Consider the following 13,284-nt stretch of genomic DNA (forward strand, 5'->3'; position numbering starts at 1 on the left):
CCTCCTGCGAAACGGTAGGACAAGATGCTGTGAATTCACAATGTACCGGCGGCCTTGAGCCTGATGTACATGTCGGCCAGCTTCGGCGGCAGCTGGTGCGGTTCGGCGTCCACCACTTCCACGCCGTGCTGCCGGAGCTCGGTACTGATGGCCGCGCGCTGCAGCAGCGCCCGCTCTGCGGCGGCGGCGCGGAATACACCGGTGGCGTCGTCGCGTTCCTTGAGCATGGCACCGAGCTGGGGGTCCCGGACGGCTGCCACCACCACCACGTGCTGCCGGGCCAGCTGTGCCGCGACGGGAAGGAGGCCTTCCTCGGGTGCGCCGCCGTCCAGCGACGTCAGCAGCACCACCAGGGAACGGTGCGCGGAAACGGCGCGGACCTGGGCCGGGACCGCTGGCCAGTCCATCTCGATGAGTTCAGCCTCAAGCGGTGCCATCGCCTGGACCAGCTGGCCCAGGAGGTTCCCCTGCCCGGCAGAGCCCGCCCGGGCGCGGGTGCGGCGGTCAAACGCCACGAAGTCCACGCGGTCCCCGCCCCGCTCGGCCAGCACACCCAGCAGGAGCGCCGCTTCCATGCCCGTGTCCAGGCGGGTTTCGTCGTCGATCCTTGCCGCCGAGGTCCGTGAGGTGTCCAGGACCATGACCACCCTTCGGTCCCGTTCAGGCCGCCACGTGCGCACCACCACCGCTGACCGGCGCGCGGTGGCCCGCCAGTCAATGGACCGGACGTCGTCTCCCCGGACGTAGTCCCGCAGTGAATCGAACTCGGTGCCCGCGCCGCGGATCTGCACCGCAGCCTTGCCGTCGAGCTCACGCAGTTTTCGCAGCTTTGACGGCAGGTGCCGCCGGGAATGGAAGGGAGGCAGCACCCGCAGCGAACCGGGGCAGTCAATGGTCCGCTGCCGCGCGGCCAGCAGCAACGGGCCGAAAGAGCGAAGGGTGACGTGGGGTACTTCCAGGTCGCCCCGCCGGACCGGCCGCAGCCGGACGGTGACGCGCCTGCCTTCCCCGGCCGGGACGTCGATGTCCTGCACCGGATTCTGCGCTCCCGCGGAGGGCTGCCATGCATCGCGGAGGACACCTCGGAGCCGCCGGCCGCCGTCGTTCTGCACCTTTAACACGGCGTCCGTACCCGCATGCAGCGTGACGTTGCCAGGCTCGGAACGCAGGACGTGCACCGGACGCAGGGAAGCCGCCAGCAGGAGGTCGACGGCGGCAAGGGCCGCCAGCGCGGCGGCCACCAGCAGCACCGTTCCCCAGCCCGGCAATGCCAGGACCGGCACGGCGCCCAGCAGCACCAGCAGCACGAAACGCCCGGAGACGGCCATCAGCGGGGAACGGGAACGGACGCCAGGATGCTGCCCAGCACGTCGTCCACGCGTACTCCGTCCATTTGGGCTTCAGGCTGCAGCGCCACGCGGTGCCGGAGGCAGGGGAGGGCCAGGGCCTTGACGTCGTCGGGGGTGACAAAGCTCCTGCCGGAGAGCCAGGCCCAGGACCGCGAAGTGTTCAGCAGGGCAGTGGCGCCGCGGGGCGAGACCCCAAGCAGGAATGAAGGTGCGGAGCGGGTGGCACGCACCAGGTCCACGATGTACGCGATGACTTCAGGGTCCACCGCCACGGAGGCCACCGCCTGCCGCGCCCGTGCCAGGTCCTCCGCACCTGCAACGGCGCGGACGCCGGCGGCGGTAAGGTCCCTCGGATCGAAGCCGGCGGCGTGGCGCCGGATGACTTCCATTTCGTCCTGGCGCCCTGGCAGCGGCATGGTCAGCTTGAGCAGGAACCGGTCAAGCTGCGCCTCAGGCAGCGGATAGGTGCCTTCGTACTCCACCGGGTTTTGGGTGGCAGCGACAAGGAACGGTCCGGGCAGCGGCCGGGACTCGCCGTCCACGGACACCTGCCGCTCCTCCATGGCTTCGAGCAGGGAAGCCTGCGTCTTGGGAGGCGTCCGGTTGATCTCGTCCGCCAGCAGGATGTTGGTGAAGACCGGCCCCTCCCGGAAGGTGAATTCCGAGGTGTGCGAGTCATAAACCAGCGAGCCCGTGATGTCGCCTGGCATCAGGTCCGGAGTGAACTGGACGCGCTTGGTGTCCAGGCTCAATGCGGCGGACAACGCGCGGACCAGCAGGGTTTTCGCGACCCCCGGAACGCCCTCCAGCAGCACGTGCCCCTGTGACAGCAGCGCGATCAACAGGCCGGTAACGGTGGCGTCCTGGCCCACCACGGCCTTTGCCACCTCACTGCGCACGTCCAGGAGTGCCTGCCGGGCGGAATCATGTTCCATGTGGTCCAGGACCCGGGGGCCGCTGCCTTGCTCGCTCATCGCCTTTTGACTTCTTTCTCTAGGTTGTCCAGCTCCCGCGACCAGGCAACAAGCCTTGCCTCGGTCCGCGGATGTTCGTTGACGAGTTCGTGTATCTGCCGGGCCGGCTGGCCGAGGTGCCGTGCTGCGGCGTTGACCACCTGGTCGGCCGTGGCCGCGGCGCCCACCCGCAGGTGCCCTGAAAGCCGAACCAGGGTTCCGGCCCGGAGGTTGTCCCGGGCCTGGTCCACGGCGCGGGAATCGTGGTAGAGCCGGGCCCTGCCCTCTGCTGTCTCCACTGCCTTGACCACCACAGGAAGGGGCTCAAACACCAGAGGGCCAAGGCGCCTGCCCCGCCAGGCTATTGCCGCGGCGGCCACCAGGGCGAGCCACGGCCCGAGGAAACGCACCCAGTCGGGTGCGAGTTCGTCGAGGGTCTGCGGGGAAGCGCCGGTTTCCAGGTCCTCGATGGTCGGGAGGTACCAGACCAGGTCCGGGGAGGTGCCGAGGGTGCGGATGGCCAGCGCAGCGTGGCCGAGATCGTCCAGCCGCCCGTTATTGAGGATGCCGGTGCTTCCCAGGACAGTGAGCCGCCCGTGACCCTCCACGGCAAGCACTCCGGCGGCAGAACCGGCAGGCCGGTAACAGGAGGTCCCGCCGTCGTAAATAAAGCCTGACTCGCCGGACACCGGTCCGGCTGCTTCCGCGTCAGGAAGGCTGCACCCGGGATCCAGCGCGGAGGAGGCGTCCGGGACCACCCCTGCCTGGCGGATGCTGCCGCTGAGCGCGGCCAGGGTCTGCAGCCTGGGCGAAACCAGCACCACCCTCTCCGCGGACGCCGCCAGTTCCTGGAGCCGCGGCTCGTCGAGGAAGCCGCTCCTGTCGTACAACAGAAGGGTCGGGGAGGTTCCCGCCTCCAGCGCCGCCATGGCCGCCTCGAAGTTCCCGACGCCGTGGACCTTGACGCCGTGCCGGCCCAGGATCTGCGTGACGGCCCGGGCACCGTCCGGGCCGGCGTTGTTGAGGGACAGGGGAACGGCGTCACCTTTCGGAGCGAGCTGCGCCCAGAGAACCAGCGCCAGGGCTGCGCCGACGAGGGCCCACAGTGCGGCGAGGGCACGGTGCCGCCCCAGCCACCCCCACAGCCCATTGGCTTTCCCGGTGCCGCTGTCCGGTGCAGCGCCCGGCTCAGGCACCTCGCGGGTTGAGGGTGCCGGAGACACGGCGGTCATGGGCGCGCCGCCGTGTGCGGCAGGGAATCCTGCCGGGCCTGCTCCTGTGGGGCCTGCTCCTGCTGGGCGGGGGTGCGGACGGGCTTCATGGCTTCGAGGCTCTTGTCCAGGCTGGCCATTGCCTGGTAGTCGGCGGCGTCCGCCGCCAAGTTCCCGTACCGGATAGCGTCGAAGGTCCCTGCCGCCTTGCCCAGTCGGTCCGCTTCGGTACGGAACGGTGCAGCAAGCTCACGGACCACCTCGTCAGCCGTCCGTCCCGGCTGCGGATCCAGGATGGTGCGGTCCTCGGCAGAACGGACCAGTGCCCGGAAGCGGTCGACGACGGCGTCCCCCCACTTCCCGGCCGCAGCGGACGTTTCGGCGCGCTGCCGGTAATCCGCTGGCGTCAAGACGCTGTCAGGCTCAAAGACCTCCCTGGCCCGCCGCACTTTCGCATTCAGCCGGGGTTTGGCAATGATCACGGCGGCGGCGATGACCACGGCGATGACGATCCCAATGACCGGGCTGGGCACTGTGCTCCCGTCAGCCGCGGAACCGTCCAGCGACTGGAGCCAGTCCACGAAGTCCTTCCAGAGCTCCTCAAGCCAGCCCGGAGCAGCTTCGCGGTACTCCGGTTTAGCCAGTTCCTCGGCCGCCCACCGCCGGGCTTCCTCTGCCGCGGGCAGGACCGGGGGTTCAGCGGCCATCCGGCCATGCCCCCGCAACGGGTCCGGGTCCGGGGCTCCAGCCAGGCTGGCTCCAGCCTGGCGTGCCCCTTGCGTGGCCCCGGCCCGGAATGCCGTTCGGATCGGCGCCGGACTCCATCTGGCGGAGCAGTGAGATGTCCAGCCCGTCCTTCCTCATCCGGAGGTCCATGTAGACCAGTGCCATCACAGACGTCTGCAAGGCGTAGCCGAGGGCCCCGGCCAGCGCGCCGAGGATTGCTGTGATGACTCCGACTGCCACGGCGAGGGCCACCTCCTGCTCACTGCCGCCGTGCGGGGACAGGAAACTGGCCACCAGCGGGGGCAGCAGGCCTACCGGGATCATGACGATCTGGCTGGCGACGCCCACCAGAATGCCCACCACCAACGTGATCCCCAGGATCCGCCACCAGTTGGCCCGGGTCAGTTCCCATGACCGGCGGAGGCTGTCCAGCGCACCCAGCTCCTCAATCACGACCGCGGCCGGGGCTACCATCAGCTTCACGTAAATCCATACGTACAGGGCAACGAAACCGAGGAACAGGGGGATGAGCAGCAGGATCCCGATCCCTTCCATGCTTGCGATCAGCGCGACGGCCAACGCTGCGGGGACAAGCACCGCCAGCAGGCCGGCGGCCATCAGCAAGGCAGCAAGCCGGACCAGGGCTCCGACCCGCGGGCGGGCAAGCGACCACATCTGCTTGAAGCTGGTGGGCCGGTTGAGGATGGACCGGGCCACCGGCACCACCATGGCGCCCTGCAGGACGGAGGCAATGAAGAGGCTGAGGACGGCCACCAGCAGCATGGCGGCCACGAACCCCAGGCCGAGGGTTGCCAGATCGGCATTACTGGCGCTGTTTGCCCAGCCTTCGATGGAGCCCGCCGAAGTTGCCGTGGCCGCGGTGAGGACAGCGGTAAGGATGGCGGCGAGGGATTGCGCCAGCAGGGAAGCGCCCAGCATGGCCTTCGCGTTCCGCCGGATCACCTGGAAGGACCCATCCATGATTTCCCCGAACATCAGGGGACGCAGCGGGACTATGCCCGGCTTCGGGGGAGCAACATACCGCGGCTGGCCGTAGGGAGGGCCCTGGTTCGGAAAGTGCTGGCTGGGATACCGGGGCTGCGGCAACCCGGGATAGGCAGAACCGGGCTGCCCCCAAGGCTGCTGCGGCGAGGGCTGTTGAAACGGCGGCGGCCCCCAAGGCTGCTGCGCCGAAGGCGGTTGCCACGACGGCGGCCCCCACGGGTTCCGGGCCGGCGGTTGCTGCTCCGGAGGTTGTTGCCCGGACGGCTGTTGTCCCGATCGCTGCGGTCCTGGCGGCTGGTGGCCGGAGGGGTGCCGCCAGGCAGCCTGCCGGTCCTGAGGCTCCTGCGCGTCCGAATCCTGTGGTGACACCGATGTTCCTTCCCCCGTACCAGTGCGCCGTCAGCCAGGCGCCCGCTCCATTGACGCAGGCGCGGCGCGCCAACGCACGGCGTGGCACCAGCCTATAGTTCCGGCGTCGGGCATCCTAGCGCCCCGCCATGCCGGAGGGCGTCCAATAGGACAAAGCCATCCTCATAAGGGAATATATAGCTATGAAGGCACGCATTCTGGTGGTAGATGATGACGAAGCGCTGGCCGAAATGATTGGAATTGTTCTCCGCAACGACGGCTTCGAGCCCGTCTTCTGCGCGGACGGCGCCCAGGCGCTGGACGTTTTCCGGTCATCCCGGCCGGACCTTGTGTTGCTGGACCTCATGCTTCCCGGTGTGGACGGCATCGAGGTCTGCCGGCAGGTCCGCGCGGAGTCGGATGTTCCGATTGTCATGCTCACCGCCAAGTCAGATACGTCCGACGTCGTCCGCGGACTCGAGTCCGGCGCCGATGACTACGTGCCCAAGCCGTTCAAGCCGGCGGAACTCGTGGCCCGCGTCCGTGCACGGCTCCGACCCGGTGACCAGAAAGCGCCCGAAACGTTGCGCATCGCGGACATCACCATTGATGTCGCCGGGCACACCGTCAGCCGGGGCAATGAGCGGATCTCTCTGACGCCCCTGGAGTTTGACCTCCTGGTGGCGCTCGCCCGGAAGCCTTGGCAGGTGTTCACCCGCGAACTGCTGCTCGAGCAGGTCTGGGGCTACCGGCACGCTGCCGATACGCGCCTTGTGAACGTCCATGTCCAGCGGCTTCGTTCCAAGATCGAGCAGGATCCGGAAGCTCCGGAAGTCGTATTGACGGTGCGTGGTGTCGGCTACAAAGCAGGGGCCTGAACCCGCGGCGCAAGGCGGTACACCCGGTACGGGCGTGCCAGCTTCCGCGAACCCCGCTCCGGGGGAAACTTCCGGGCACCACAGCAGCGGCACCGGGCCGCCGCCTCCCCCCGAACACACGGACGCCATCAGCCTGCGGGGCCTGACGTTCCGCGCCCATCTCTGGCAGCGGCGGTCCCTGATCGTCAGCCTGCGCGTTGCGCGGCTGGTCAAGACGGGAGTCCGCCGGTTCCTGCCGGCGCTGCGGTACGTCGGACGTTCCCTCCACCGCCGGTGGCGCCGGTCCCTGCAGTTCCGGACTGTCCTCACCACCCTGCTCCTGGCCGTCACCTCCTTCGCTGTGGTGGGCGCGTACCTGTCCAACCAGATTGCCAACAACCTCTTCCAGGAGCGGTTGACGCAGGCCGAGTCGGAGACCCGCTACAACGTCAAGCAGGTGCAGGACACGTTCGACGGCGCGCAGGTCACCGACCAGGCCAGCGTGATCACCCTCGTTTACGACACCCTGAACGCCGTGGAGGGCCGCGGGTCGGTCATCCAGCGCAGGTACGTCTTCGAGGCCGTGCCTGAACAGACCAAACCGCGGAACCGCTGGGTCGAATCCCGGGCCTCCGACCAGTTGACCGTCAGCGTCATTCCGCCGGCGCTTCGCAAGGCCGTGCAGGAATCCGGGAAGGACCAGTACTGGGCATCCACGGTCATCCCGGTCGGCACCGAGGACCGGCCAGGCATTGCCGTGGGCAACAAAGTGACCTTCAACGGCACCGTCTACGAGCTCTACCTTATTTACGACCTGAATACCGCCCAGAAGACGCTGGACGAGATCCAGAGCGTCCTGTGGGCGGGCGGTGCGGTGCTGGTGCTCCTGATCGGAGCCGTCGCCTGGTATGTCACGCGGAACGTGGTCAGCCCGGTCAGCCACGCCGCCATGGTCTCCGAGAAGCTCGCCGCGGGCCAGCTGCAGGAGCGGATGGTGGTCCGGGGTGAAGATGAAGTGGCCCGCCTCGGCGCCTCCTTCAACCACATGGCAGCCAGCCTCCAGGAACAGATCACCCAGCTGGCAACCCTCTCCCAGATGCAGCAGCGCTTCGTCTCCGACGTCTCCCACGAGTTGCGGACACCGCTGACCACCGTCCGGATGGCTGCGGAGGTCCTGTACGACGCCCGGCACGATTTCGACCCCATCAACAAGCGTTCGGCGGAACTGCTCTACAACCAGGTGGAGCGTTTCCAGTCGCTCCTCTCGGACCTGCTGGAGATCTCCAGGTTCGACGCCGGTGTGGCGGTACTGGATGCGGAAGCGGAGGACATCCTGCAGGTGATCGCCCACGCCATCGAGGGTGCGGCCCCGGTGGCTGCCGAATATGGTTCCGAGATTGTCCTCAGGGCACCGGAGGGTGCCGTCATCGTGGAAATGGATGCCCGCCGTATCGACAGGATCCTGCGGAACCTGATCCTCAACGCCGTGGAACACGGCGAAGGTAAGCCAGTCACTGTCACCGTGGCGGCCAGCCAGACCGCCGTCGGGATTGCCGTCCGGGACCAGGGGATCGGAATGGATCCCGCGGAAGCGGCGCGCGTCTTTGACCGTTTCTGGCGGGCAGACCCTGCGCGGGCGCGCACTACCGGCGGAAGCGGCCTCGGCCTGTCCATCGCCATGGAAGACACCAAACTGCACAACGGCTGGCTCCAGGCGTGGGGCAGGAAGGGAAGCGGCGCCAACTTCCGGCTGACGCTGCCGCTCCGCCAAGGAGAAGAGATCGACAAGTCGCCGGTCCAGCTGGAGCCGGAGGACATCACCCTTCCCGGTGAGCCGCGCTCAGAGAACATACTCGTCCTGGAAACGGGTGCCGCGTCGCTTGCTCCGGCATCGTCCCCGAAGGAGGGAAAATGATCGGTCGCGCCGGCCGCCGGGCCAAGCTGCATGCTTCACTGCTGGTCCTCCTGCTGGTGCTGCTGGCCGGCTGCGCCCGTATTCCCACCTCGGGGCCGGTGGGCAAAAGCAGCGAAGGCAGCGCGGGCAACGTCAGCGCGCCGGTGTTCCTGCCGGCAGCTCCCCAACCGGGTGCCTTGCCGGAAACCATCATCGATTACTTCTACCGGGCCGGCAGCGGCTATGAGGACGACTACGCTGTGGCACGCCAGTACCTGACCCAGGCCGCCTCGGTGTCCTGGAAGCCGGACCAGCGGGCGCTCGTCTACCGGGAGGCGCGGGTGGTGGCAACGGGAAACGAGAACGTCTACAACTACGAGCTGGATGTCGCCTACACCGTGGATGCGGACGGCATCGCCACACAGTCGCCGGAGGGAACAATTGAAAATATCCCGGTGACTCTCACCCAGGTGGATGGTGAATGGCGTATTTCAGGCCTCCCGGACGGCACCGCCATTGCTGAGGAAACCTTCAAGGTGATTTACGGGGCTTACCCCATCTACTTCTACGACCCCACATTCACGTTCGCTGTCCCGGATGTCCGCTGGTTCATCAAGAACAAGACCGTCAAGGCGATGACCAGCGCACTGCTGGCAGGGCCGGCGCCGTACCTGCGCGGGGCGGTGGCGAGTGCCTTTCCGTCCGGCATCAAGCTCGCGCGGGAGTCGGTCCCCGTCGTCTCAGGGGCTGCGCAGGTGGACCTGACGGCCAAGGAACTGATGGAGACGTCCCCGGAGGACCGGCTCCGGATGCAGATGCAGCTGACGCTGACGTTCCGCAGCCAGCCCGACGTCGTCAATGTCGAGCTGCGCGCCAACCAGGACCTGGTGCGGGTGGAAGACAACGGAGCCGTCCTCCCGCCGGTCCAGGACAAGAGCGTGCCGTCCCGCCAGATTGCCATCAGCGGCAACGAGCTGGTGCGGTACGAGAACAACAGGGTTTCGCCGCTTCCGGACATGCAGCCCGTATCATCGTTCGCGCCGCGGTTCCCCGCGGAGTCCCCGGTTTCGCAGACGGCCGCTTTCCTCAACGAAAGCCGCACGACGCTGTACAGCATCAGTCCCGGGCAACCCGCCCGGGCCCTGACCACGAGGAGCACCCTGAGCAGGCCATCCTTCGGCCTCAGTGAATGGGTGTGGTCGGCAGGTCCGGGTGCCACGGGCGGCACTGAAGTTGTGGCGTTCCGCCCGGCCGGGATTGCGGAGGGCGCCGCCGTTCCAACTGTCACCCTGTCGCCCGCATGGCTGGCTGGAAGGACAGTCAAGGAGTTCCGGATTTCCAGGGAAGGGGTCCGGGCGCTGGTGATTTCGGAGCAGAACGGCAAAACCAGGGTTCAGGTAACCGGAATCATCCGGGGCGCCGACGGCACCCCGCGGGAGCTGACACCGCCGGCCACCTTGGCCACCGGCAGCGATCCGGACCAGGGCGTCTGGGTCACGGATACAACTGTTGCCGTGATGAAGGCATCAGCGGGGCAGAACGTCACCCCGGAACTGCTGTCCCTCACCTCCGGGCAGCCGCAGCAGCTGGCACCGTGGCCAGGCCTCGTGGCCCTCAGCGCGGGCAACGGGGCTGAGGAAATCTATGCACAGTCGGCTGAAGGGATTTTCCAGCGGCTTGGTAACGGCTGGTCTCCGCAGATCAAGGGCCCGATCGATCCGGCATTTCCCGGCTGAGAACCGCGGCCGGACATCGTGGCCGGCAGTAGCGCTTCGGGGCACTGTCCACATAGCGCGCCTGCCCGCTGCGCGGCGACGGGGCGCAGGCCGAAGATGGTGGGGTGAGCCGCAGACCCTTAGCCGGCGGGCGGGCCGTGACAGGTGTCCGGCCCGATCCCGACCTTGACCCGCCCGACGGAATTGCCGCCCGGCACCGCTCAGACCACGGCAGCGCCTTCCTCCGGTTCACCGACCAGCTCACGGGAGCGGCGGCGGACCTCCTGTCGCTTGCTGTTCCGGTTGACTGCGTCAGCTGCGGTGCGGAAGACCGGGCGCTCTGCATCCCCTGTGATCGTCGCATCCGGCACCTCACCGCAGCCCCGTTCCGGGCAGAAAGCGGAGCGCCGGCACTCATGGATGTGGACGGGTCGGTGCTGCTTCCGGTGGTGGCTGCCGGCGTCTACCGCGAAGAGCTCGCGCAGGCCCTGCTTTCGTTCAAGAGGCACGGCCAGCAGCAGCTCAAGCGAAGCCTGGGCCGCGCGCTCGCCGGGGCGGTTCGCGCAGCCGCCGAGGGCTCCGGAGAGATCTGCCTCGTCCCCGTGCCCACCAGCACCAAGGCCTACCTGAATCGGGGTTTCAGCCCTGTCCACCTGCTGCTGGCCGGGGCCTCGCAGCAGCTTGCAGGGTGGCCTGTCGCAGATGTCCTCGCCAAGGCCGGCGGGTCCGTCCTGCAGCTGCCGGGCGGCCAAAAAGGCCTGGGCCGGGGCGCCCGGGCGCAGCGGGTGCGCGGTTCCATGCGGGTCTCCACGCGGGGGCGGGCAAAGGTGGCCGGGCGCCGCTGCGTCATCATCGACGACGTCCTGACCACCGGCTCCACGCTGGCCGAAGCAGCCCGCGCGCTCCATGCAGCAGGGGCACAGGTAACGGGTGCCGTCGTCCTCGCTGCGACACGCCCGCCGGACGCCGAGGGCCACGGCGCCCAACTCCCGAAGACCCGCGGAAGCCGCCATGACTTAGAAAAAAATAAACCAAGAAAGGATGAATAACGGGTGCCTATGAACTAACGTCGGTGGTGGGTACCAAGAACAGAATGTACCTTTCGATGGCGGCTCGGAGAGGGGCTCGACTGTCACACAGATCGGCCCAGGGAAGCGCCGCCGTCGTGTCACCGAAGTCATTTGGAGGGCACCATGGAGTTTATGATCAGCGGACGAAATCTGACAGTCTCAGACCGGTTCCGTGAATATGCCGGGGAAAAGATTTCGAAAATCGAGTCGCTTGGGGACAAGGTCCAGCGGGTGGACGCGAAAGTCTCGAAGGAGACCAATGCCCGGCAGACCGGCGACCAGCTGACCGTTGAGGTGACGGTGCTGGGCCGGGGACCCGTGATTCGTGCCGAAGCCAGCGCCGCTGACAAGTTCGCGGCCTTTGATCTTGCCTACAACAAACTGCTTGAACGGCTCCGTCGGGCCAAGGACCGCAAGAAGGTCCACCATGGACGGCACACCCCTAAGGCTGTCCGGGAAGCGACGGCCACCCTGGAACCCGCCAGCACGCAAGAACCGCTTTATGTCGAGGCCAGCCACCGGAATGAGGCCGTCGCCGCCCCCGAGGACAAGTCTCCCTACGATGTTGAAAACGACATCCCGGCCGGCAACTCGCCCGTCCTGATCCGGCGCAAGGTTTTTCCTGCCGCCTCCCTCTCCCTCGACGACGCCGTGGACAACATGGAACTTGTGGGCCATGATTTCTACCTTTTCGTGGACAAGGCCACCAACACGCCGTCGGTCGTGTACCGGCGCCGCGGCTGGACCTACGGGGTCATCACGCTGGATCACGAGTGCGAACCCGGAGACACCGTGGTGGAGGAAAAGGTCATTGCGTACCGTTCGGACGACGCCGCCGCAAACGCGTAGGGTGGTTGACACCATCCACAGAGAGGACTGAAGTGTCAGCGACGCTGAGCCTGGACCAGGCACGGCGGATCGCTTTGGCAGCCCAGGGACTCGACAAAGGACGGCCCACCGGCCCCGTGACCTCACGGGCGGTGGGCCGCACCTTTGCCCGGATCCAGCTCGTCCAGATCGATTCCGTGAACGTCGTCTCCCGGAGCCACCTCCTGCCCTTCTTTTCGCGGCTGGGAAACTACGACCGAACCATCCTCCAGCGAATGACCGCCGTCCATCCGCGGCGCATGGTGGAGTACTGGGCACACGAAGCGAGCTACATCCGCCCGGAGCACTACGCGGACCTCCTCCTGTGGCAGAAGCGCTCCTGGGTCGGCGCCTCCCGCATGGACCCTGACCTTCGCGCCGCAATCGCAGGGAAGATCCTGGACACGCTGGCACGCTCCCGGCCCCTGACCGCGGCCCAGCTGACTGCCAGGATGGGCCACGTCGAGGAGAAGGAGACTGCCAACTGGGGCTGGAACTGGAACGCCGTCAAACGGGTGCTCGAGCACCTGTTCGAGGAAGGCGTGGTCTCCGCGGCAGCGCGGACGGAGCAGTTCGAGCGCAGGTACACGTTGACATCCAGGGTGCTGCCGGAGTTGTCCGGGCCGGCGACAGGCGACGCCGGTCCAGCGGAAGCGATGCACCGGCTGATCGACGCCGCTGCCCAGGCACATGGCATCGGCACCGTACGTTGTTTCGCGGATTACTTCCGCACCCCTCCGAAGGCCGCGGCGGCCGCCGTCGAACATCTGGTGCGGATGGGCAGGCTGGAACGCGTCACAGTTCCGGGCTGGGACCGTGATGTCTTCCGCCATGTCGAAGCGAGGTTGCCTCGGCGCGCCACCGGCCGCGCCTTGCTGAGTCCGTTCGACTCCCTGGTGTTCGAACGCCGGCGGCTTGAGGAACTGTTCGGCTTCCACTACCGGATCGAGATTTACACGCCCGAACACAAGAGGCGCTACGGGTATTACGTCCTTCCCTTCCTCCTCCGCGACAGGATCGTGGCCCGTGTGGACCTGAAGGCGGACCGCCAACGCGGGATCCTGCTGGCGAGGTCCGCCTTCGCGGAGCCTTACGCCCCGCCGGACACCGCCGTCGAACTCGCTGCGGAGCTTCGGCTCATGGCCGACTGGCTCGGCCTGTCCGAAGTGGAAGTCTTCCCGGTTGGAGACCTCGCCGGGAGCCTCGCCGCGGCGGTCAGCGGCAGGGGAGTATCCGCTCTGAGGGAACAAACGGGGCTCGCGGCGGCGTCTCTCCCGTAGACTAAAAAC

At 67.5% G+C, this 13,284-nt stretch carries 11 protein-coding genes; 6 read left to right on the forward strand and 5 right to left on the reverse strand.

Annotated elements, in window-relative coordinates; translation table 11 throughout:
• Positions 1–35 precede the first annotated feature (35 nt).
• The 5 genes from GK109_RS16975 to GK109_RS16995 are packed head-to-tail and all read right to left on the reverse strand — an operon-like array spanning position 36 to position 5,235.
• Complete coding sequence (locus tag GK109_RS16975) at positions 36–1,328, reverse strand: DUF58 domain-containing protein (protein WP_157241755.1); 1,293 nt, start codon at positions 1,326–1,328, stop codon at positions 36–38.
• Entirely contained in the window at positions 1,328–2,323 is a 996-nt protein-coding gene (locus tag GK109_RS16980) for a MoxR family ATPase (protein ID WP_157241756.1), read from the reverse strand. The genes GK109_RS16975 and GK109_RS16980 overlap by 1 nt, the downstream gene beginning before the upstream one ends.
• Entirely contained in the window at positions 2,320–3,534 is a 1,215-nt protein-coding gene (locus tag GK109_RS16985) for a DUF4350 domain-containing protein (RefSeq protein WP_231754887.1), read from the reverse strand. Before GK109_RS16985 ends, GK109_RS16980 begins: the two co-directional genes overlap by 4 nt.
• Entirely contained in the window at positions 3,531–4,220 is a 690-nt protein-coding gene (locus GK109_RS16990; protein ID WP_157241757.1) for a DUF4129 domain-containing protein, read from the reverse strand. Before GK109_RS16990 ends, GK109_RS16985 begins: the two co-directional genes overlap by 4 nt.
• Positions 4,210–5,235: a hypothetical protein gene (locus GK109_RS16995; RefSeq protein WP_231754888.1), complete on the reverse strand. Its 1,026-nt coding sequence runs from the start codon at positions 5,233–5,235 to the stop codon at positions 4,210–4,212. Before GK109_RS16995 ends, GK109_RS16990 begins: the two co-directional genes overlap by 11 nt.
• Before the next feature lie 560 nt (positions 5,236–5,795).
• Between GK109_RS16995 and mtrA the strand changes: the two genes are divergently transcribed.
• The 6 genes from mtrA (at position 5,796) to GK109_RS17025 (ending at position 13,275) form a co-directional block, all read left to right on the forward strand.
• Positions 5,796–6,470: an MtrAB system response regulator MtrA gene (mtrA, locus tag GK109_RS17000; RefSeq protein ID WP_102974915.1), complete on the forward strand. Its 675-nt coding sequence runs from the start codon at positions 5,796–5,798 to the stop codon at positions 6,468–6,470.
• Between the two features lie 142 nt (positions 6,471–6,612).
• Positions 6,613–8,364 (forward strand): MtrAB system histidine kinase MtrB, encoded by a 1,752-nt coding sequence (gene mtrB / locus GK109_RS17005; protein WP_157243075.1) that lies wholly within the window; start codon positions 6,613–6,615, stop codon positions 8,362–8,364.
• Positions 8,361–10,079 (forward strand): LpqB family beta-propeller domain-containing protein, encoded by a 1,719-nt coding sequence (locus tag GK109_RS17010; protein ID WP_157241758.1) that lies wholly within the window; start codon positions 8,361–8,363, stop codon positions 10,077–10,079. The genes mtrB and GK109_RS17010 overlap by 4 nt, the downstream gene beginning before the upstream one ends.
• Before the next feature lie 104 nt (positions 10,080–10,183).
• Complete coding sequence (locus tag GK109_RS17015; protein WP_370460659.1) at positions 10,184–11,107, forward strand: ComF family protein; 924 nt, start codon at positions 10,184–10,186, stop codon at positions 11,105–11,107.
• A 144-nt stretch (positions 11,108–11,251) separates the two neighbouring features.
• A complete protein-coding gene (hpf, locus tag GK109_RS17020) occupies positions 11,252–11,977 on the forward strand; it encodes a ribosome hibernation-promoting factor, HPF/YfiA family (RefSeq protein ID WP_157241760.1) in 726 nt (241 codons plus the stop codon).
• Between the two features lie 32 nt (positions 11,978–12,009).
• Complete coding sequence (locus GK109_RS17025) at positions 12,010–13,275, forward strand: winged helix-turn-helix domain-containing protein (RefSeq protein WP_370460660.1); 1,266 nt, start codon at positions 12,010–12,012, stop codon at positions 13,273–13,275.
• Positions 13,276–13,284: the final 9 nt, after the last annotated feature.

The sequence above is a fragment of the Pseudarthrobacter sp. GA104 genome (genome assembly GCF_009741265.1).
Taxonomy (GTDB): domain Bacteria; phylum Actinomycetota; class Actinomycetes; order Actinomycetales; family Micrococcaceae; genus Arthrobacter.

What these genes read in the sequence shown, in the direction of transcription:
- GK109_RS16975 (WP_157241755.1), bottom strand. Translation starts at nt 1,328, where the DNA reads ATGGCCGTCTCCGGGCGTTTCGTGCTGCTGGTGCTGCTGGGCGCCGTG.
- GK109_RS16985 (WP_231754887.1), bottom strand. Translation starts at nt 3,534, where the DNA reads ATGACCGCCGTGTCTCCGGCACCCTCAACCCGCGAGGTGCCTGAGCCG.
- GK109_RS16995 (WP_231754888.1), bottom strand. Translation starts at nt 5,235, where the DNA reads ATGTTCGGGGAAATCATGGATGGGTCCTTCCAGGTGATCCGGCGGAAC.
- GK109_RS16990 (WP_157241757.1), bottom strand. Translation starts at nt 4,220, where the DNA reads ATGGCCGCTGAACCCCCGGTCCTGCCCGCGGCAGAGGAAGCCCGGCGG.
- mtrA (WP_102974915.1), top strand. Translation starts at nt 5,796, where the DNA reads ATGAAGGCACGCATTCTGGTGGTAGATGATGACGAAGCGCTGGCCGAA.
- hpf (WP_157241760.1), top strand. Translation starts at nt 11,252, where the DNA reads ATGGAGTTTATGATCAGCGGACGAAATCTGACAGTCTCAGACCGGTTC.
- GK109_RS17010 (WP_157241758.1), top strand. Translation starts at nt 8,361, where the DNA reads ATGATCGGTCGCGCCGGCCGCCGGGCCAAGCTGCATGCTTCACTGCTG.
- GK109_RS16980 (WP_157241756.1), bottom strand. Translation starts at nt 2,323, where the DNA reads ATGAGCGAGCAAGGCAGCGGCCCCCGGGTCCTGGACCACATGGAACAT.